Raw genomic sequence first — 20298 nt, forward strand, 5'->3', positions numbered from 1 at the left:
TCCCCCGCCGATCATTGGAGGGAGAGGTTCATGATAAAAGCATTTATTTTGGATTTTGATGGACTGATCCTGGACACAGAGACACCTTGGTATTATGCTTTTCGGGACATTTATCAGGAACACGGCCTTGAACTAGGACTGGATCTTTGGTCCAAAAATGTGGGAACCAACTTTGAAGAGTTTCATCCGTTTCTGTACTTGGAACAGGCACTGCAAAAACCGATTGATCATGACCAGATCAAGCTGTTATCGGAACAGAAGTATACATCCTACCTGGGTCAGGCAACCATCCTGCCGGGAGTGCATGAACTGCTTCGGACAGCTCGTGAAAAAGGGATTCAGCTTGCCGTTGCTTCAAGCTCCACGCGCGATTGGGTGCATGGCTATCTGCACAAGCTGGGTATATTCGAACAATTTGCGGTCATTCATACGGCTGAGGATGTCAAGCGGGTCAAGCCAGATCCGGAATTATATCTTCTGGCTCTGCACAGTCTGGGAATCGAAGCTTCGGAAGCGGTTGTTTTCGAAGATTCGCCTAATGGGCTAAAAGCAGCCAAGGCTGCGGGGATTCGCTGCGTTATTGTGCCGAACGAGGTAACTCGCGATCTGGAGTTCCAGCTGCATGATCTGCGGTTATCCTCGCTGGCTGAGATCGATGTGGAAATTCTCTAACCCAGGTACTGCTTGCGTAACTCAATCGGAGAGATTCCTTCGAATTTCTTAAATACGGAACCAAAGTAACTGGCACTGTTAAAACCGACTGCTTTGGCAATATCATGAGCGGTAATGGCATCATTCTCGATGAGCATTTCCTTGGCTTTCAGCAGACGATATCGTGTCAGATACTCAAGCGGAGTCATTTGAAATTCCTTTTTGAATATCCGGTTTAAGTGCTGTTCGGTTACGTTCATCTGCTGAGCCAGCATGGAAAGCGAGATATCCACATGATAATTCTGTTTGATAAAAGTAACGAGTCCGCCAAGCTTTAGGCGTGCATCGGAGCGTTCATAAGCACCATAACGATCTCCTTCGATCGTCAATCTGACCAGAAGCATGTAGAGCAATGCGGATACGTGCCAGATCTGATCCTTGTGCCGGGACTGCAGCGCCAGCGTTATTTCATGCAGAAGGATATGAATCATTCCATCCGGCTTGAAGGCGCGCAGCTCCCCGATCTGCAAGGTATGCAGGAAGCGGGGCAACAAATAGCCATTAAACGTAAGACAATCAAACAACAATGAATCACTCAGATTGTGATAACGATAGGTAACTTCAGGAAACATAATAAGAGCGGTTCCTTCACGGATCAGGAATTCATGATTTTTGGCTGCGATTCGCCCGGTTCCTCCGATGCATTGTACAATGGTGTAATCCCGTGAATGGTCGCTCCAATGCTTGAATTCATCAGCATTCATCTGGATCTGCCCTGTAATCATTAGTGGCATATCGGCATCCAGCGGATTCTCCATGCTAGGTTTCGGCATCGTTGAGTTATTCCTCTTTTCGTTAAAGGATCTTGTGCGTTAAGGGCGCGGATACAGCGTTAAAAGAAACCTAATTTGAATTATATTACATAATTAACATTATTTTAAACGACATGATTGCAACATTGGATCAGAGAGCGAAAACCTTTTAGTTTTTCATGCTGACATGGGCATCTCTTGCTAATCGGATGCGAAACAGTATACGCTATAATGGAAGCAGTGATAGAGGAAAGGGATGCAAGCATGAAGAAAGTCATCGTAGTAGGATCAGGAATACTGGGGGCTTCGACAGCCTATCAGTTAGCAAAAAGGGGTGCGGAAGTCATCCTTGTGGATCGTGGTGATATCGGACAAGCTACGGATGCTGCCGCAGGCATCATCTGCCCCTGGTTGTCGCAAAGGCGTAACCAGGATTGGTACCAGCTTGCCAAGGCCGGCGCACGCTTTTACCCCAAACTTATTGAAGAACTGCAGAGCGAGGGAGAAACGGAAACCGGGTATGCCCGAGTGGGGGCATTGAGTATTCATTCGGATATCGAAAAGATCGGCAAGATGGAGGATCGTGCTCATCTTCGAAGAGCAGATGCACCGGAAGTCGGGGAAATTACAAAGCTTAACGAAGAGGAAACGCATGCACGGTTTCCATTGCTCGGTCCAGGTTATCATTCAGTATATATTAGCGGTGCAGCGCGTATAGATGGTCGTGCCTTGCGAGATGCCTTAATTCGATCCGCACAGCGGAATGGAGCCATCCTCATTCATGGAGATGCTGCTCTTCTATTCGATTCTGGTCGGGTAACCGGAGTGTCGGTTGGTACAGAGCAATTTCTGGCAGATGAAGTCATTGTATGTGCCGGAGCATGGGCCAATTCGATCATGAAACCTCTGGGTATTCACTTTAAGGTTCATTACCAAAAAGCACAAATTATGCATTTGCAGGTATCCGATCAGGAAGAGACAGGAAGTTGGCCTGTAGTTATGCCACCTTCTGATCAATATCTTTTGGCTTTTGCCGAGCACAAAATCGTGATCGGGGCCACACATGAAAATGAAATTGAAGGTTACGATACCAGAATCACGCCGGGCGGTATGCAGGAAATCTTGAATAAAGGGTTGGAGCTCGCACCGGGATTGACTAATAGCACCTTTGAAGAAGTAAGAGTTGGCTTCCGGCCGTTTACGCCAGGTTTTCTTCCGGTCATGGGAACTGTACCAGGATGGAAGGGATTGATCACAGCCAACGGGCTTGGTGCTTCAGGCTTAACGATGGGGCCCTTTATCGGCAGCCAATTAGCAAAGCTGGCTCTGAATCAGGAGCTGGATATCGATATCCATCCGTATGATCTTTCCAAAGCGATGGATGAATCTTAAGAAGAAGGAATGTTGAGGTGAACCATGACCTATTCACAGCGTTTAACCCAAGCAAGCTCTTCCGATGTATCCTATTTGGAGTACCAGATCGGTGCGGCGGAAGACGAATTGAAACAAGCCGAAAGGCAGCAGATCAAGTACGAATCTGAACTGAATCAGCTCAGAACGTCTCAGACGGATGATGCCCATTTATTCCGGGATACCGATATTGAAGAAGATCTGCAGAATCAAATAGCCGAAGTGAAGACTCGTATGGAAGCAATCCGTACACGGCTAATTCAATTGCAGGATGATATGGAGAAGTTGGCAGATTGAGAGGTATTTACCTTATGAATAAACGAAAACAACTGCTATTGGACACGGCACTTATACTTTTTGAGAAAAATGGCGTGTCTAATACAACCATCCAGATGATCCTTGATCATTCAGGTGTATCGAAAGGCACATTTTATAAATTTTTCAATTCAAAGGATGATTGTGTTCTTGCGATCCTTGAGCAGCGCATCCAGGAAGATATGATGATTCGTCAGGAACTTGAGGCACAAAATCATAACTCTGACTTTGATTTGCTGGTAGAACAGATCGTGGTGCCGATGATATCCCCGGACAAACAGCGAGTGGTTGAGTTGTTCTGGACAGGATTTTATTCAGGGGAATTTGATGTCGAAAATCTCACACGAATCCAGTTAAACTGGCTTGCTGGACGACTTGTACAGTTATTTGGTGAAGAGGTAAGGCCATACGCCTGCGAAGGGGCCATTTTTTGTTTCGGAATGGTTCACCAGATCTCGAATACATGGAGAAACTTTCATTTGAACCAGCCTCACTGGAAAGCACTTGTGCCGAAGCTCCTGAACTATACCGAGGTCCTGCTGAGAGACATGGTGGACAAGCAGGAGCATATTATTGACGCAGCCAGTCTGGCTGTTATCGATCCTGAATTCAAGCAGACGGTACCGGATAAGCAGCATCTGCTTGCTGAGCTGGAGAAGTTCAACCGTTCTATTCAGAAATCGCACGTGTCCATCCATGCCAAGGAACTAACCCAAGGACTATGGTCCCTGTTTCGGGAAGATAAGCTTAATTTTTCAATGCTGAGGATTACATTAACAGCCTTTCAAGCTGCTTTTGATTCCGGATCGGAACAGGTACAATCAAGAACGATTGCTCAGTTATGCTGGTGGTTTATTGAAATGAATGGAATGATCGAGGATGCAAAATAGCTGGTAAACAATACAACAATCTATTTGATATACGAATCGTATAATTAAAACCCTCTTTATTAGAGGGTTTTTTAATTAGTTCAAATGGTTTATATCATAAAATAGACGAATCGTATAAAATTTAACTAGGTGCTGAACTGTCAATTCATGTACCGAAGAAGGAGGAGTGGCCTTTACGATATTCCAAGCAAGAACCTTTACACGACTAGCATTCAAACAAAAAATATTCCAGGAGGTGGCGTCAGCATGTACAAAGAAGTGATTCGAGTTGAGGATATCACTAGATTTCAGTCCAGATCCGAGGAGTTTTTTCCCATCCAATGGTATCAAAAAATGTTGTCCGAAAGCCCAGTGCACTACCATGAGGATACCGATACCTGGAATGTATTTAGGTATGATGATGTTAAACAGGTTCTGAGCAATCATGAATATTTCTCCGCTGAGGGAACCCGAACAACCATAGCTGTTGGGGCGAAGAACAAGGAAGGCACACCTCCGGACAAGTTGAATATTTCAAGCATTGATCCGCCAAGACATCAAAAAAGTCGCTCATTGTTATCTGCAGCCTTTACACCCCGCAGTCTCAAAAACTGGGAACCCCGAATTCGCAATATTGCGAAGCAGCTGGTGGAAGACCTGGAGTTTAATAAGACGATTGATATCGTTGAAAAACTTGCTGCTCCACTTCCTGCCATGGTTATGGCGGATTTGCTCGGGATCCCACTCTCGGACAGCCACCGGTTCAAAAGCTGGGTAGATATTCTCTTTCAACCTACCACACAAGAAAACGCACAAGAAATTGAAAAAAAGAAACAGGCTGCTGCTCAGGAATACTATCAATTCCTATATCCTCTCGTAGTGAAGAAGCGGGAAAATCCCGGAGAAGATATCATTACCGATTTGTTGAATGTCGACGTAGAGGGAGAGAAATTCACGGAAGATGAAGTCGTTCGGACAACGATGCTTCTGCTTGGTGCTGGCATAGAAACGACAAGCCATATGGTTTCAAGCACGTTTTATTCTTTCTTGTACGACGAGGGGAATCTATACGGCCAGTTAAGACAGAACCCGGAACTGGTTCCACTTGCTGTGGAAGAAATGCTACGATACCGATTCCATAATGCGAAACGACATCGAACCGTCAAGAAGGACAACCAGCTGCTTGGGGTTGATCTGAAAAAAGGGGATGTCGTCATCTCCTGGATGAGCGCGGCGAATATGGACGAGCGTATGTTTGATAACCCGTTTGAAATTGACATTCACCGTCGCAACAATAAAAAACATCTCACCTTTGGCAATGGTCCGCACTTTTGTCTCGGGGCACCACTGGCAAGGATGGAGCTAACTCTTGTATTAACTGCCTTTGTGGAGAGGGTTAATCATTTAGAAGCTGTGGACACATTTGAGCTTGAACGTAATCTGTCCACTTCTGCTCCAGGACAGTCCTTGACGCATTTACCGCTGAAGATGTTCGAATAAGGTTAGTTTAACGATGATTCAAGTAAAGATGATTCAAGTAAAAAGCGCCAGACAGGACATGAAGTTCGTCCTGATCTGCCGCTTTTTTTAGTTTGCTATCATTCCCAATTTAATTCGAATTCATGGAAACTTTCTGTCTAACAGGCATTTTCACTTCTTCTTCAGTGGCCTGCTTCGTACGTTTGATGAAGAAGGAGAGTGCGAGCCCTACGACTGCTATGCCGATAATAACGACATAAGCATCGTTGATTCCCTGAATCATGGACTCCATCGCCAATTGTTCGCGGGACAAGCCGTTCGCAGCACCACTTGCGATCATATCCTGAACATGTGTCGTTGTACGACTGGTCATGACACTCACGAGTAATGAAGTACCGACTGCGCCAGCGACTTGTCTGACCGTATTGGAGATTGCTGTACCATGAGGACCGAGTCTCGGTGGCAGCTGATTCAGACCTGCGGTTTGAATTGGCATCATGAGCAGAGCCATACCAATTCGGCGTCCAGTAGACATCAGAACCAAGTAAGTGTAGCTGGTCGAATCGGTCAGATCGATAAAGCCGATCGTCGTTACGATTGTAATGACCATACCGATGATGGCAAGCCATTTTGCACCGAAGCGGTCGAACAAACGTCCAGTAACAGGCATCAGGAATCCCATGACGAGAGCACCTGGAAGCAGCAGTAATCCGGATTCGAGTGCGGTATAACCTCGTGCATTTTGAAGATACAAAGGCAGCAGCATCATGTCTGCATACATAATCATCGTAATTGCGATATTAATGATCGTGGTCAAGGAGAACATATTATACTTGAACGCACGAAGGTCGAGCAGCGGGGCTGCAGAAACGAGCTGACGCCAAGTGAACAAGGCGAGGGCCACGATTCCTGCCACAAGACAGATAAGCACTTCTGCACTGGACCATCCCAGACTTCCTGCGCGGCTAAATCCATACAGCAGTGCACCAAAACCAATGGTCGATAAGGTCACACTAAGCGTATCAAATTTCGTATCAATGCGTTCCGATACATTTTTCAGATATACAAATGCACATCCGATAACAATGACCGTCAATGGGATCATTCCGTAAAACATCGTTTGCCACGAATAGTTCTCGAGCACGTACCCAGCGAGGGTAGGGCCGATTGCCGGGGCGAAAATGACAGCGAAGCCGACCATCCCCATGGCAGCTCCTCGTTTCTCAGGGGAGAACAAAGTGAGAATGACATGCATCAGCAGCGGCATGATAATACCTGCTCCAGCAGCCTGCACCATACGGCCTGTTAGCAGTGTACCGAAGTTGGTCGCTAAAGCCGATATGATCGTACCGATCAGGAAGATGAACATGGAAGCCTGAAAGAGCTGCCTTGTTGAGAAGCGCTGCATGAAATAAGCAGTAATTGGAATAAGTACTCCATTTACCAGCATGTAGCCGGTGGTTAGCCATTGCGCCGTTGTAGCGGAGATATTGAAATCACCCATCAACTCCGGAGTGGCAACACTCATTAGGGTTTGATTCAATGTGGCAAGAAATGCACCCAGAATCATGACAAACAGTATGGGACCTTTTTTGATGTTTTTCTCATCATCTAATCTAGCCTGACTCAATCCATTCCATCCTTTCAATCTACACGTGACTAAATTTACAACGTGTTGTATAGTTTACATTGTATTTATTGAATTATATACATATTCCCGCAGATTACAATTTACACTTCTGGGCATATTTGTTGCTTATTTTACAGAATCGTTATTTATGTAGCTTATTGCGAAAATAAACGACTCATTATTTAAAATTGTAATTTTCTCAAATTGAAGGAGTGATACGTTATGAAAAACGATAACAAGTCAGCTACCGATCCGAGAATACTTCGCACAAGACAGCTTATTCGGGATGCCTTCGTAGATCTGCTGCAGGAAGTGGATATCGAGAAGTTAACGGTGAACCGGATTGCCGAGCGTGCAACCATTAACCGGGTAACCTTCTATCTTCATTATCGTGATATTACGGATATGATGGAGAAGATGGCGGACGAGATGAACGAGCATATTGAACGGATCGTTGATCAGTACCACCGATTTGACAATCATGAGACAGAGGACGCCTGGCCAGTTCTGGTGAAAGTGCTTGAGCATTTTGCGGATCATCCCAAATTCTATCGAGTCGTGCTCGCCTCCAAACGAACCCCTATCTTCACAGAACGGTTGTTGAAATTGCTCACTAGACTCGTTACAGAGAAGATAGAGAAGTTGGAGATGGAAAGTGCTTTTGCGCAGGCAGGCATCCATAAGGAAATTGCAATTTGGTACACCTCTTCGGCACTGATCGGAACCATTGTGGCCTGGCTTCGCAATGACATGCCATATGCACCACATTTTCTGGCTAAACAATTTTCGTTGATTCGCTCGTATTCATACAAAGGGTTCATGTAAATAACAATGAAGAATGGATGTGGGACAATTGAACATCATCATATTTGGAGCGACCGGAAGAACAGGCAAGGAGCTGCTGCAGCGTGCACTTGATGAAGGGCATACCGTAACTGCATTTGTCCGAAATCCTTCCAAACTGGGCATTTCTGATTCAAAATTAAAGGTTGTACAGGGCGAAGTAACCCGGTATACGGATGTCGATCATGTCCTGAAAAAAGAAAAATTTGACGCAGTCTTTTCGGTTCTTGGTGCGAAGAGCATGTTCAAAAGAGATCTCGTTCTTATCGATGCTCTGAAAAATATCATCCAGGCGATGGAAAACAACGAAGCAGGCAAACTGATTCATGTGTCGTTTATTGGTACTCACAGAGAGGCCGGTAAGCTCGGTTTCTTATACAAATATGTCATCCCGAACGTCATGACCAATCTGCTTCGCGATCACCTGGACAAGGATATCCTCGTAACCAGCAGCGAGCTAAATTGGATACTGGTTCAACCTCCCGTGCTCACGATGGATCGTTATAATGGAAAGTATGTTCACGAAGCGGAGATCCACCCGGACAAGTCTCGGAAACTCAAGCTGTCGCGTGCCAATTTGGCTGATTTTATGCTTAAACATGTGAACGATAGCTCGTATGATCGTAAGGCCGTCTTGGTTACAGAGTAGGTCATCCCGGACACCAATTCAGGACCGCCCATAGGCGGTTTTTTCAAATGACAAAATACTGTAAGGCGAGGAGGGAACGTTTATGCTGTTAGATTCTATCCAACATAAACATCTGATTGAGATCATGAAGTCACTTCCCCTGAAACAAAAGTACACAAAAGCGGATCTGTTAATTAATGATCTGAAATTGGGATCAGCAGGAAACGTTGAGATGTACTATTCTCCGCATAATGAATTCATTAATTCCTCTGCCAAAGTCATGCTTGTTGGCATTACACCGGGTTGGCAGCAGATGGAGATTGCTTTTCGCACAGCCGTCCAAGCTTTGAAGCATCAGGCCACCTACGAAACAGCCTGTCAGGAAGCAAAGTTTGCTGCCAGAATGGCTGGCGTCATGCGAACAAACGTAATCCAAATGCTTCAGGAGATAGGACTGCATCATTTTTTAAATGTACCTCATGTGGCAGCGCTCTTTGATCCTGAGTCTAACCTTCTGCACACCACTTCCCTGATCCGGTATCCCATCTTTGTGAAGCAGCAAAATTATACGGGACATCAGCCTGCCATCACCCAGAATAACTTTCTATATGAAGCTGTGATTGGGTCTTTTCTGCCTGAGTGGAGTCAACTGAACCAAACCTTAGTTATTCCGCTTGGGAAGTCAGTTGAAGCTGTGCTTCATCAATTGCTTGATGAGAAACGTATACAGGAGAAAAGGATATTGTGGGGCTTCCCCCATCCATCCGGTGCTAACGGTTATCGGCTCAAACAGTTTCAACAAAACAAGGCAGACATGCAGCATAGATTGAACAATCTCCATACAGCTGATCCTGCCTATGAAAAGCAATGAGAGTTTCAAGCGGCAGTCTGGATAAACATCACACTCGGGGTCAACCAAGTAAATTAATAGTATAATAGTTGAGACTACTTAGAATGCATTGGAGAAAAAGGAGAAGCACATGCCGACAATACTTGTTGCTGACGATGATGCGAACATTCGCGAACTGGTCTGTTTATTTCTGAAGAATGACGGTTTCACAACGGTAGAAGCAGCAGATGGCAAGCAGGCCCTGGCGGTTTATGCCTCGACACCTGTCGATCTGGTTGTGCTTGATATCATGATGCCGATTATGGATGGTTGGACATTATGCAAGGAACTTCGCAGGGCAAGTCCTGACCTTCCTTTGCTTATGTTGACTGCAAGAGGTGAAACTTGGGAGAAGGTAAAGGGTTTTGAACTGGGAACAGATGATTATCTGACCAAGCCGTTTGATCCGCTGGAATTGACGGTTCGGGTTAGAGCACTGCTGAAGCGCTACCGGATCGGTTCAACACAAACGATTCAGCTGGGAAAGCTCATTTTGGATAAGCAAACCTATAAAATCACGAATGGCACGGAATCCCTTACGCTGCCGCTGAAGGAATTCGAGCTTCTATACAAACTTGCGGGGACACCTGGACAGGTGTATACGCGTGAACAACTGATCGATCAAATTTGGGGAATTGATTATGCCGGAGATGATCGAACGATTGATGTACATATTAAACGTTTGAGAGAAAGGTTTGTCGCTTCAACTGATTTTCGAATTGAAACGGTGCGCGGCCTTGGTTATCGGCTTGAGGTTAGTGAATGATCAGGTCTCTGTATATCCGTGTGGTACTAACCTTTTTAATTTCCGTCATCGCGGGTACGATCATCGCTTTCGTGATTACCTTTTTGGTATTCAGGGGGAATATGAATGAGAATGTCCAGGAAGAATTATTGAGTTTCGGACAGGATATCGTGCGTATCTATGAGACTATTCCATTGCATGAAGCAGACAAATTTGTGGGAGGGATGAAGCAGCTCAACTCCTATTATATCCGCATTTACGACGAGGATAATACTGAGGTCTATTCCTATGGAGCACTGGGTGACCAGGCTTCTGCTCGGGTGTCATCGGATCAAGTAAAGAACGTACTGAATGGGGAAATCGTTCGTGCTGATTCGTCCAACGAATCTACAGGTTTTGTCGGATTGCCGTTAATGACGGAAACGGGGGCGAAAGCGTTATTTATACAGCCGCTCTTATCACCGTACACTTCTTTCAACGTAAGATGGTTATCCACTTTCCTGATATATTCTTTGGTCATAGGGAGTTTGTTGATTCTGATTGCTTCCATATACGTGGTGAAACCGATTAACAAACTTACCAAAGCAACCAAGCGTCTGGCATCAGGTGATTTTAATGTCAGGCTGAATATTAAGCAAACGGGAGAGCTTGGAGCTTTGGCTAGAAGCTTTGAAGAAATGACGCATGATCTGCAGCACCTGGAACAAATGCGCAGAGAATTCGTAGCTAATGTTTCACATGAGGTTCAGTCGCCGCTTACTTCCATCTCCGGGTATGCCCAAGCGCTCAAGCAGGTCAATCTTGCGGAGCATGAACGAGACCGTTATCTGGATATCATTATTGCTGAAGCAAAGCGAATGTCCAAAATGAGTGACAGCTTGCTGAAACTGAGCTTGCTGGAATCCGATTCGCAATCATTGCGATTCACGGAGCGCAATCTTGATGAACAGATCCGGCGCGTAATTGTGGCACTGCAGCCACAATGGACTGCCCGAAACATTGAGTTCGAGCTGGATCTGCAGGCGATTAAAGTAACAGCAGACCATCATCAGCTGGATCAGGTATGGATGAATATTCTCGGGAATGGTATCAAATTTTCAGAAGATGATGGTACTATGGCTGTCAGCATGAGACAAGTTCACTCTGATGTGATCATACGTATATCCGATAACGGTATTGGCATTGAACCAGAGGATCAGCAGCGTATTTTCGAGCGCTTTTTCAAGGCGGATCGTTCCCATGGCAGCAAATACGAGGGTAGCGGGATGGGACTCGCCATCGTTAAACAGATTGTTTTACTTCATAAGGGAGACATTCAAGTAGAGAGTAAGCCGGGTGAGGGAACAACATTTGTCGTGACCTTGCCGATCCATCCTGCCGAAAGAGATAGATAGAGATTGCAGTGTCTTCTGTGGTCTGGCTGCTATCTGCTGAGGATTACATACAAGAACACTTGTATGTGTCCTCAGCATTTTTTTCATAGAAAAGGAAAAATCACATAACTGGAAAAAACAGGTTGACAGGATGTGGTTCTGCGTATACAATCGTATACATATTAATTCGTATACAAATGTATACGATATGGAGGTGTTCTTGAAATGAGAGAACAATACGCTAGTGAGTCTGTAGAACGTCAAAATATGCGTTCAGGACGTGGACGCGGAGAAGAAGAACAACGTGGTGAACGGTCCAGAAGGGGCAGAGGACATGGTGAACATCAAGGTAAGCGGGGGAATGGGGCACAAACTTTCCGTCGTGGCCGCATTCTGGTATTTCTGGAGCAAATGCAAAATCGAAGAACAACTTTGGCTAGACAGCTGGGTCAAGCGGAATATGAGCATATTCGTCCGATGATTAGCGGTGAATTAAAAGCCATTGACCAGGTTATCGATGAATATATTCATCTCTTCGAGCTGCAGGATGAAAATGAAAGCCCTAATAAGGATTTGGAGAGTGAATAAGAATGATTCGTCGTTTCTTTTCGTATTACCGGCCTTACAAGAAACTGTTTGTCATTGATTTTGGATGTGCAGTGATCGCAGGTTTGCTGGAACTGGCATTTCCTCTTGCCGTGAGTAAATTTATCAATGAATTATTGCCAGGCCAGGACTGGCCGCTCATTATATTGGCCTGTATTGTTCTGCTGTCGATTTATGCACTTAACACAGCCTTGAATTATGTGGTTACATACTGGGGACATATGCTCGGTATTAACATTGAGACCAACATGCGTGAGAAGATGTTCGCTCACTTGCAGAAGTTGTCGTTCCGTTTCTTTGATAATCGCAAAACGGGCCATCTGATTGGTCATTTAACGAATGATCTGAACGACATCGGAGAGGTTGCTCACCATGGACCGGAGGATGTGTTCATCGCTGTGATGACCTTGATCGGTTCATTCTGGCTCATGGCGAATATTAATCTGGAGCTTGCATTGATTACATTTATTATTATACCGATCATGGCCTGGGTCATTATCGTGTTTGGTGGACGCATGACCAAAACATATCGTCGACTCTTTGGAAACGTGGGTAATTTCAATTCCCGGATCGAAGATAACGTAGGCGGAATTCGTGTCGTTCAATCCTTTGCGAATGAAGAGCATGAGAAAAAACTATTTTCCGTCGACAATGAAAACTTTCGTCAAACCAAACTGCTTGCTTATAAAACGATGGCCAAGAGCATCTCGGTCAGCTATATGATGATGAGACTGGTCACTGTATTTGTGATGATCAGCGGTGCATGGTTCTTTATTGACGGCAAAATCGATATGGGTGACTTCATGGCATTCCTGCTGCTGTCCAATATCTTCTTCCGTCCAATTGAGAAAATCAATGCAGTCATCGAGAGCTATCCGAAGGGAATTGCCGGCTTCAAGCGCTATCTCGAAATTATTGATACGGAGCCTGAAATTGCGGATGCCAAAAACGCAGTTGAGCTGAAACATGTTCGGGGCGATATCCGTTTCGAGAATGTATCGTTCGGTTATGAATCCAGCCGCCGTATACTGAATAACATCAGTCTGTCTATTAAACCGGGTGAAACCGTTGCATTCGTTGGACCTTCCGGTGCAGGAAAAACAACCATCTGCAGTCTGCTCCCAAGGTTCTACGAAGTGGAAGAGGGAAGAATCACAGTAGATGGCGTTGATGTTCGGGATGTCCAGCTGCAATCCCTTCGCAAGCACATTGGTATCGTTCAGCAGGATGTATTCCTGTTCTCGGGAACCATCAAGGAGAATATCGCGTATGGGGATCTTACGGCAACGGATGAGCAAATCTGGGATGCTGCCCGCCGGGCGTCGCTGGAGGAATTACTTCTCACATTGCCGGACGGTATCGATACGATCATCGGTGAACGTGGGGTTAAGCTATCAGGAGGGCAGAAGCAGCGTTTGTCCATCGCTCGCATGTTTTTGAAAAATCCACCGATACTGATCCTTGACGAAGCTACATCGGCTCTGGATACGGAAACGGAAGCTTTAATTCAGAAATCTCTCGCAGAACTGTCTGTGGGCAGAACTACGCTGGTCATTGCACACCGCCTGACAACCATCAAGAATGCGGACCGTATCATGGTTGTGAACGCGGATGGCATTGCCGAGCAGGGGAATCATGATGAGCTTGTTGCAGCTGGTGGGATCTATAGCCGACTTCATCAGGTGCAGTACAGTCATTCATAGAAAAAGGTTGTTGAGGCTGAACCGCGCAATTTGCGCGGTTTTTTGCTGTTTTATTTGCCTCCAATAGACTGCAATCGTATTTTTTTTCGGCCGGCCCGATCATTATGTTGACAACGTCCACTAATCAACTTATTATAATGTTGACAATGTCCACTAAAAGGGAGGGTTTCGCATCGACTCTCAGCATATACATTCTGATATTCTGGCTGACATGCGGCGTTTTAACCGTTTTTATACCAATATTCTTGGCGTATTGGATAAGTACATCCTTGGTACGGGGTATTCGTTTGCCGAGGTAAGGGTCATCATTGAAATTGGTATTCGTGGAGAAAGTATTGCCAACAATCTGGTGGATACACTGACCATTGATCGCAGTTATATGAGCCGAATTGTGAACAAGCTGACCAAGGAAGGTCTGCTCATCAAAGTGAATTCGGAAGCTGACAGCCGGGTCAGTCTTATTCGCCTGACGGATAAAGGCAAGGAACTTTACGCTGAATTAAACGATCGGTCTGACCAGCAAATATTGAAGTTAATGCAGAATCTGGATGAGGAAGAGATCCAAGAGGTCTATGCTTCCATGATGAACATACAAGAGAAGTTGACAAAGAAAGCAGGAGAGACAACACGATGATACGATTCGAATGTGATTATAACGAAGGTGCGCATGAACGCATTCTGCAAAGACTGATCGAGACCAATATGGAACAAACGAGCGGTTATGGCACAGATCCCCACTGTGATCGGGCGAGAGCTCTTATTCGTCAAGCGTGCGATAGCGAGCAGGCTGATGTGCATTTTCTGGTTGGAGGCACTCAAACAAATACAACGGTCATTGCATCCATACTGCGTCCCTATCAAGGAGTCATTGCTGCTACTTCGGGCCACATCGCTGTTCACGAAACGGGGGCAATTGAAGCAACTGGTCATAAAGTACTTACCGTTCCCAGCGAAGACGGGAAGATCACTGCTGGCCAAGTGCAAGCAGTCTATGAAGCGCATAAGAGTGAGTCTTCTCCAGAGCACTGTGTACAGCCAGGGATGGTTTACATATCCCAGCCAACCGAGAACGGTACGATGTATAGTAGGGCAGAATTGCAGGCATTATTTGAGACAAGTAAGAGATGCGGACTTCCTTTATTTGTGGATGGGGCAAGGCTCGGATACGCGCTTGCATCCCCGGATTGTGACATGACCCTTGCTGATCTCGCCCATCTATCTGATGTGTTCTATATTGGAGGGACCAAGATCGGAGCCTTGATGGGGGAAGCTGTAGTCATCCTGAATGAGGCACTGAAGCCTGATTTCCGTTACATGATCAAGCAGAAGGGTGGTCTGCTCGCAAAAGGCAGATTGCTGGGCATTCAGTTCGAAACATTGTTCGAAGACGGATTGTATCTGGAAATTTCACGTCATGCCATCGATATGGCCATGCGAATTCACGATTCGCTTGAAGAACAGCATATCGGGTTCCTGTACGAATCACCAACCAACCAGCAGTTTCCGATCTTGCCTGATGTTTTGCTTGAGAAATTACGCAGCCAATACACGTTCACCTTCTGGGAGAAGGTAGACGCCACACATAGTGCAGTCCGTTTTTGCACCAGTTGGGCGACGAAGCAGGAGAATGTGGATTCGTTGGCTCGTGATATCGCTCGATTAATGCATGAATTTAGTGAAACCCGAGAACTGGCTGAAGCACTGGTTTAAACAGTGAAAATGTAGGCTCGATAGTTGCGATATACTGAAAAAGGACGACATATGGTCGTCCTTTTTTTTGTTAGCTTTCACTGGAACAGTTGAGAAGTTATTCGCTCAAGATCAGATCATATTTTTCCTTCAGTCGTTTAATATCACTTCGTGGAGGCGCGCCGAACATGCGTGAATATTCACGGCTAAACTGTGAGGCGCTTTCGTAGCCAACCCGAAATGCTACATCAGCCGCATCGGCAGACTCCGCCATCAGAAGGCGCCGAGCTTCCTGTAATCGCAGTTGTTTTTGGAATTGCAGCGGACTCATGGCCGTGATCTCCTTGAAGTGCCGATGGAATGAGGATACACTCATGCTGGCTGTCTCTGCTAGATCTTCGATGCGAAAAGGCTGCTCCCAGTGATGAACGATATACTCGATGGCTTCCCTAATCCGGTACGTACTGCTGCCTTCTACCGCGATCTGGGCCAACTCGCCTCCGTAAGGTCCCTGGAGAAGACGGAACAAAATCTCCTTGGTGTACAATGGGGCCAGAAAAGGAATTTCCTCCGGAGTATCCAGTAAGCGGATAAGGCGAAGCACAACATCCTGAATGGAAGATTCCATCTGTCCCACGAACATGGCTCGTCTGGCGTTTTCTCTGGAAGTGACTTGTATATTGCATTCATTCAGTACTTCCAGAATTTGATTCTTCGTGAACTCTAGCTTAAGACTTAGATAAGGTGCTTCCGCGGACGCCTTAATAATCTGTCCAATTACCGGAAGATTCATCGAAGCGATCAGATAATTGGATGGTCCATATTCAAAGCGCTCCTGCGCGAGCAATACTTCTTTTACACCTTGCACGATGACGCAAAAAGCAGGCTTGTAAACTCTGTATGCCGGTTCGGTAATACTTGTATGGTGATAGAAAAACAGGGAAGGGATCAGCGTTTCCATTGCACCGTTGCGTACGGAGTGACGCTCAACCAACTCGCTCAGTTCCCGTTTCTGTTGAAGTAGTTCCTCGGTCATGTAGACTCCTCCTTACGGCTATAACCTCGTTTTATTATACGTCTTAATTCTCGAAAGCAAAAGAACCCGTGATAGGAATAGGCAATCAATTAAGATAAATGATATACCGCCTGGTAAGCATGCTTCGGCATAATGAGATTAACTTCACAGGATCAAGCAATTGGGAGCGTATGGGGTTCGAGTACTGGATTCTGATCATTAATGAAACTAATCAAATGAGAAAGGATGATGAATGATGCAAAAACGCATATTGGGAAACAGCGGGCTGGAGGTTTCGGCCATAGGCCTGGGTTGCATGGGAATGAGCTATGGGTATGGCCCTGCTTCGGAGAAGAAGGAGATGATCTCCGTTCTTCAAAAAGCAGTGGAACGTGGTGTGACGTTCTTCGATACCGCTGAAGTATACGGTCCATATACCAATGAAGAGCTAGTAGGAGAAGCCCTTAAAACCGTTCGAAATCAAGTCGTCATTGCCACCAAATTTGGTTTCGATATACAGCACGGCAAACAGAGCGGTATGAATAGCCGGCCCGAACATATTCGCAAAGTGGCGGAAGAGTCGCTGCAGCGTCTGCAGATTGAAGCCATTGATCTATACTATCAGCACCGGGTCGATCCGGATGTGCCAATCGAGGAAGTGGCAGGAGCCGTCCAGGATTTGATCCGGGAAGGAAAAGTAAAACATTGGGGATTGTCCGAGGCAGGAGTGCAAACGATCCGGCGTGCACATGCTGTGCAGCCTCTTGCAGCAGTACAGAGTGAATATTCCCTGTGGTGGAGACGCCCTGAAGAGGAGTTAATCCCTGCATTGGAGGAGCTTGGGATTGGTTTCGTTCCATTCAGCCCTCTGGGTAAAGGATATCTGACAGGAAGTTTTAACGCAAAAACGACATTTGAACAAGGTGACCTACGCAACATTCTGCCTCGATTCACACCTGAAGCGCTAGAAGCGAACCAGGTATTGGTTGATTTGCTAAAAGAAAAAGCAGAGGAACTGCAAGCCAGCCCGGCCCAAATAGCGCTTGCGTGGCTGCTTTCCCAGAAATCTTGGATTGTGCCGATTCCAGGCACGCGCAAATTAAACCGCTTGGAAGAAAATCTGAATTCGGCAGATCTTAAGCTTAAGCCTGAAGATGTACACAGCATTAATGAAGCAGCCTCAAAGATCACATTGGTGGGTGCGCGATATACGGAGGAACTGGAGCGAAGAACTGGTCTGTGACACCATCGCCAAATAAAAATAATTTGAGAACGTAAATCATGGAATATGTTAAACTTGGACGAACCGGAAATAAAATGAATGAAGTCGCCCTGCTGGCGACTTTTTTAATAGTCCACTCCGTTTTTCAGTTTTGTAGAATATAGAGAGGCCTTACTTTGGTAACGGAACAAATGAAATGGTTAAAATCGTATTGATTGATCAGGAGGGATGAATGGTTGGAACGTTTATGGACCAGGTCCTTTATTTTGATGACATTGGGATTACTATTTTTATTTACTGCCTTTTATATGCTGTATCCTACGCTTCCGCTATTTATTAAAGAGATGGGCGGCAATGAACAGCAAGTGGGACTGGCAATGGGAGCATTGATGTTATCTTCTGTCTTATTCAGGCCGTTTGTCGGTGGGTTGCTGGATCGATTCGGCAGGCGTCCGTTTATGATTGGAGGACTGCTCGTTTTCATTGCATCCATGTATATGTATAACTGGGTTGGAGGCGTCTTGGTACTGATGGGACTCCGAATGATACACGGTATAAGCTGGGCTATGTCGACGACTTCCATGATGACTGCCGTCACCGATATGATTCCGGCCAATCGTCGCGGGGAAGGGATGGGGTGGTTCAGTACCTCCATGACTTTCGCGATGGCGATTGGCCCCATGATCGGATTAAGTATCATGCAAGGCCAATCCTATCAGAGCATGTTCCTGTTTGCAGTTGTTCTATCTGCCGTTGCACTGTTATTGACGCTTGCTGCTAAAATGCCGTTCATACCGACAGCGGATCAGAAGAAGATTCAGATATTCGAAAAATCGGTTTTGCCTGTAATGGCACCGATATTTTTTCTTTTTGTGGCGTATGGAGGAATTACAACGTTTGTTCCGCTATTTGCAGCTGAGATCCAGGTCAATTCCGGTACTTTTTTTCTCATCTACGCAGCAACGCTTGCCCTTTCTCGTCCAATCGCAGGAAAACTCTCTGATCGAATCGGAGAGGTGGCTGTGATTGTGCCGGCTCTTATCATTACGATGGCGGCACTCCTTGTCTTGAGTTTCTCGACCAGTTTGTTTGGGGTATTGTGTTCTGCTGTTCTGTACGGCATTGGTTTTGGATCTGCGCAGCCTTCTCTTCAGGCCATAACACTTCGTATGGCGCCGAAGGAACGTCAAGGTGCTGCCAATGCCTTTTTCTCGACGGCGACGGATCTGGGAATTGGCCTGGGAGCCATTTTGCTGGGATTGGTTTCGGAATACATGAGCTACAGCGTTCTATTTAGTGTCAGCGCCTTATCTGTTTTTGTAGCCTTGTTGTTGTTTGCTATACATGTGAAAAAGTCCAATCAAGGGAAGAGAACGTATCTGCAGAAAGATGAGGCATTGTAGCAGCCATAACATCACCGTATGCTGTCTTTTCTCATATTGCTCTAAAATCATGATTGATGCCGTGGGAAAAAGGTTGGTTACAATTTTAAGCAATGGAAAATGGTTTTTGGATATCAGTCGATTGTGATTCGTAGCTTATAAAGAAACGGGGAAAAAGCATGAAAATAGATAGCCCGAAAATTCAGGAACAATCGATGACCGTAGAAACCATTCATGTGTTGGAGTCCAAAACAGAATACCGGAATCAACTCATTGAACAGATCTCACTCGATAACCAGGAAGCACTCAAAGTATCCTTCGAGAATGTCATTTTCAGAAATGTGATGATCTCTGATTCCACGCTGGAGCAATTTGAATTTACGGATGTTGTTTTTGAAAATTGTGATTTCTCCAACGTCAATTTCTCAGGTGCTATCATGCACCGGGCCGCATGGACCAACTGCAAATTTGTTGGCACGGATTTTTCTACCAGCAGAATGCAAAATGTTCAATTTGCTCAGTGTGTGGGGGACTACTCCAATTTTAGATTTGCCCATCTTAAACAAGTCGCTTTTGCTGAATGCTCATTAATTAGTGCTGACTTCGCCTATCTAGCCTTGCAAAAAATGCAGCTGGACCATTGTAATATCGATCAGGCTTTCATGACAGGTACGAAATTAAAGGGTTTGGATCTTAGCAATTGCCAATTTGACTCGCTCGTATTGAACATGGAAGATCTGAATGGCTGCGTTATTTCACCTTATCAAGCGGCGACCTTCGTCGGATTAATGGGAATTGTGATCAAATCATAAAAGACTTGCCCCAAGGGAAGAAGTGTGTATAATAGGTAACATAAAATCATACGACATGCTTTCTAGGGTTCCGCGAGTGAGATCGGCCTGGTCCGAGAGAAAGCTCATAACCTGATGGTTATGCCACGGAGGGATAAAAGCCTGGGAGATAAACTGCTTGAATGCAGTTTGTTTCCCGGGCTTTTTTTATTTGCTCTCTAAGACACAACCTAATCGTTGTTGTTG

The 20298-nt window shown here is 45.5% G+C and carries 20 protein-coding genes and 1 riboswitch; of the genes, 17 read left to right on the top strand and 3 right to left on the bottom strand.

Annotated elements, in window-relative coordinates; genetic code table 11:
- Positions 1–30 precede the first annotated feature (30 nt).
- On the top strand, positions 31–672 hold the full coding sequence (locus tag MHB82_RS13385) for an HAD family hydrolase (protein WP_095358278.1): 642 nt from the start codon (positions 31–33) through the stop codon (positions 670–672).
- Here the strand turns inward: MHB82_RS13385 and MHB82_RS13390 are convergent.
- The gene (locus MHB82_RS13390) at positions 669–1484 is read right to left on the bottom strand and encodes an AraC family transcriptional regulator (protein ID WP_341174906.1); all 816 of its coding nucleotides are present in this window, start codon (positions 1482–1484) and stop codon (positions 669–671) included. The genes MHB82_RS13385 and MHB82_RS13390 overlap by 4 nt on opposite strands.
- Positions 1485–1727: 243 nt before the next feature.
- Here MHB82_RS13390 and MHB82_RS13395 point away from each other — a divergent pair, with 243 nt between their 5' ends.
- The 4 genes from MHB82_RS13395 (at position 1728) to MHB82_RS13410 (ending at position 5557) form a co-directional block, all read left to right on the top strand.
- Positions 1728–2855 (top strand): NAD(P)/FAD-dependent oxidoreductase, encoded by a 1128-nt coding sequence (locus MHB82_RS13395; protein WP_341174907.1) that lies wholly within the window; start codon positions 1728–1730, stop codon positions 2853–2855.
- Positions 2856–2879: 24 nt separating this feature from the next.
- Positions 2880–3170, top strand: a complete 291-nt coding sequence (locus MHB82_RS13400) for a hypothetical protein (protein ID WP_110822329.1) — start codon at positions 2880–2882, stop codon at positions 3168–3170.
- Between the two features lie 14 nt (positions 3171–3184).
- Positions 3185–4078, top strand: a complete 894-nt coding sequence (locus MHB82_RS13405; RefSeq protein WP_341174908.1) for a TetR/AcrR family transcriptional regulator — start codon at positions 3185–3187, stop codon at positions 4076–4078.
- 246 nt (positions 4079–4324) lie between these two features.
- Positions 4325–5557, top strand: coding sequence for a cytochrome P450 (locus MHB82_RS13410; RefSeq protein WP_341174909.1), 1233 nt, complete (start codon positions 4325–4327; stop codon positions 5555–5557).
- A gap of 109 nt (positions 5558–5666) precedes the next feature.
- On the opposite strand, the gene MHB82_RS13415 is transcribed toward MHB82_RS13410, so the two are convergent.
- Positions 5667–7106, bottom strand: a complete 1440-nt coding sequence (locus MHB82_RS13415) for a DHA2 family efflux MFS transporter permease subunit (RefSeq protein WP_095358660.1) — start codon at positions 7104–7106, stop codon at positions 5667–5669.
- A 282-nt stretch (positions 7107–7388) separates the two neighbouring features.
- On the opposite strand from MHB82_RS13415, the gene MHB82_RS13420 reads away from it, so the two are divergent.
- The 9 genes from MHB82_RS13420 to MHB82_RS13460 all read left to right on the top strand — a co-directional run bounded on the left by MHB82_RS13420 (position 7389) and on the right by MHB82_RS13460 (position 15663).
- Positions 7389–7991: a TetR/AcrR family transcriptional regulator gene (locus MHB82_RS13420; protein ID WP_095358272.1), complete on the top strand. Its 603-nt coding sequence runs from the start codon at positions 7389–7391 to the stop codon at positions 7989–7991.
- A 28-nt stretch (positions 7992–8019) separates the two neighbouring features.
- Positions 8020–8658, top strand: a complete 639-nt coding sequence (locus MHB82_RS13425) for an NAD(P)-dependent oxidoreductase (protein WP_341174910.1) — start codon at positions 8020–8022, stop codon at positions 8656–8658.
- Positions 8659–8740: 82 nt separating this feature from the next.
- On the top strand, positions 8741–9508 hold the full coding sequence (locus tag MHB82_RS13430) for a hypothetical protein (RefSeq protein ID WP_341174911.1): 768 nt from the start codon (positions 8741–8743) through the stop codon (positions 9506–9508).
- Between the two features lie 109 nt (positions 9509–9617).
- Positions 9618–10292 carry a response regulator transcription factor gene (locus tag MHB82_RS13435; RefSeq protein WP_095358270.1) on the top strand — a complete coding sequence of 225 codons (675 nt, stop codon included), beginning with the start codon at positions 9618–9620 and terminating at the stop codon, positions 10290–10292.
- Positions 10289–11665: a sensor histidine kinase gene (locus tag MHB82_RS13440; RefSeq protein ID WP_341174912.1), complete on the top strand. Its 1377-nt coding sequence runs from the start codon at positions 10289–10291 to the stop codon at positions 11663–11665. The genes MHB82_RS13435 and MHB82_RS13440 overlap by 4 nt, the downstream gene beginning before the upstream one ends.
- Before the next feature lie 204 nt (positions 11666–11869).
- A complete protein-coding gene (locus tag MHB82_RS13445; RefSeq protein WP_181429956.1) occupies positions 11870–12232 on the top strand; it encodes a hypothetical protein in 363 nt (120 codons plus the stop codon).
- Positions 12233–12234: 2 nt separating this feature from the next.
- Positions 12235–13953, top strand: a complete 1719-nt coding sequence (locus tag MHB82_RS13450; RefSeq protein ID WP_095358268.1) for an ABC transporter ATP-binding protein — start codon at positions 12235–12237, stop codon at positions 13951–13953.
- A gap of 211 nt (positions 13954–14164) precedes the next feature.
- On the top strand, positions 14165–14587 hold the full coding sequence (locus MHB82_RS13455) for a MarR family winged helix-turn-helix transcriptional regulator (protein ID WP_341174913.1): 423 nt from the start codon (positions 14165–14167) through the stop codon (positions 14585–14587).
- A complete protein-coding gene (locus MHB82_RS13460) occupies positions 14584–15663 on the top strand; it encodes a threonine aldolase family protein (RefSeq protein ID WP_341174914.1) in 1080 nt (359 codons plus the stop codon). Before MHB82_RS13455 ends, MHB82_RS13460 begins: the two co-directional genes overlap by 4 nt.
- A 97-nt stretch (positions 15664–15760) precedes the next feature.
- Here MHB82_RS13460 and MHB82_RS13465 read toward each other — a convergent pair whose 3' ends face one another.
- Positions 15761–16678, bottom strand: a complete 918-nt coding sequence (locus tag MHB82_RS13465; RefSeq protein WP_341174915.1) for an AraC family transcriptional regulator — start codon at positions 16676–16678, stop codon at positions 15761–15763.
- A 235-nt stretch (positions 16679–16913) separates the two neighbouring features.
- Here MHB82_RS13465 and MHB82_RS13470 point away from each other — a divergent pair, with 235 nt between their 5' ends.
- The 3 genes from MHB82_RS13470 to MHB82_RS13480 all read left to right on the top strand — a co-directional run bounded on the left by MHB82_RS13470 (position 16914) and on the right by MHB82_RS13480 (position 20073).
- Positions 16914–17900, top strand: a complete 987-nt coding sequence (locus MHB82_RS13470; RefSeq protein ID WP_341174916.1) for an aldo/keto reductase — start codon at positions 16914–16916, stop codon at positions 17898–17900.
- Between the two features lie 215 nt (positions 17901–18115).
- Positions 18116–19282: an MFS transporter gene (locus MHB82_RS13475; RefSeq protein ID WP_341174917.1), complete on the top strand. Its 1167-nt coding sequence runs from the start codon at positions 18116–18118 to the stop codon at positions 19280–19282.
- Between the two features lie 158 nt (positions 19283–19440).
- Positions 19441–20073, top strand: a complete 633-nt coding sequence (locus MHB82_RS13480; protein ID WP_095358262.1) for a pentapeptide repeat-containing protein — start codon at positions 19441–19443, stop codon at positions 20071–20073.
- A gap of 51 nt (positions 20074–20124) precedes the next feature.
- A riboswitch (guanidine-I (ykkC/yxkD leader) is annotated at positions 20125–20223 on the top strand.
- Positions 20224–20298 lie beyond the last annotated feature (75 nt).

Origin of the sequence: Paenibacillus sp. FSL K6-2862, assembly GCF_038005125.1 — a bacterium.
Taxonomy (GTDB): Bacteria; Bacillota; Bacilli; order Paenibacillales; family Paenibacillaceae; genus Paenibacillus; species Paenibacillus illinoisensis_A.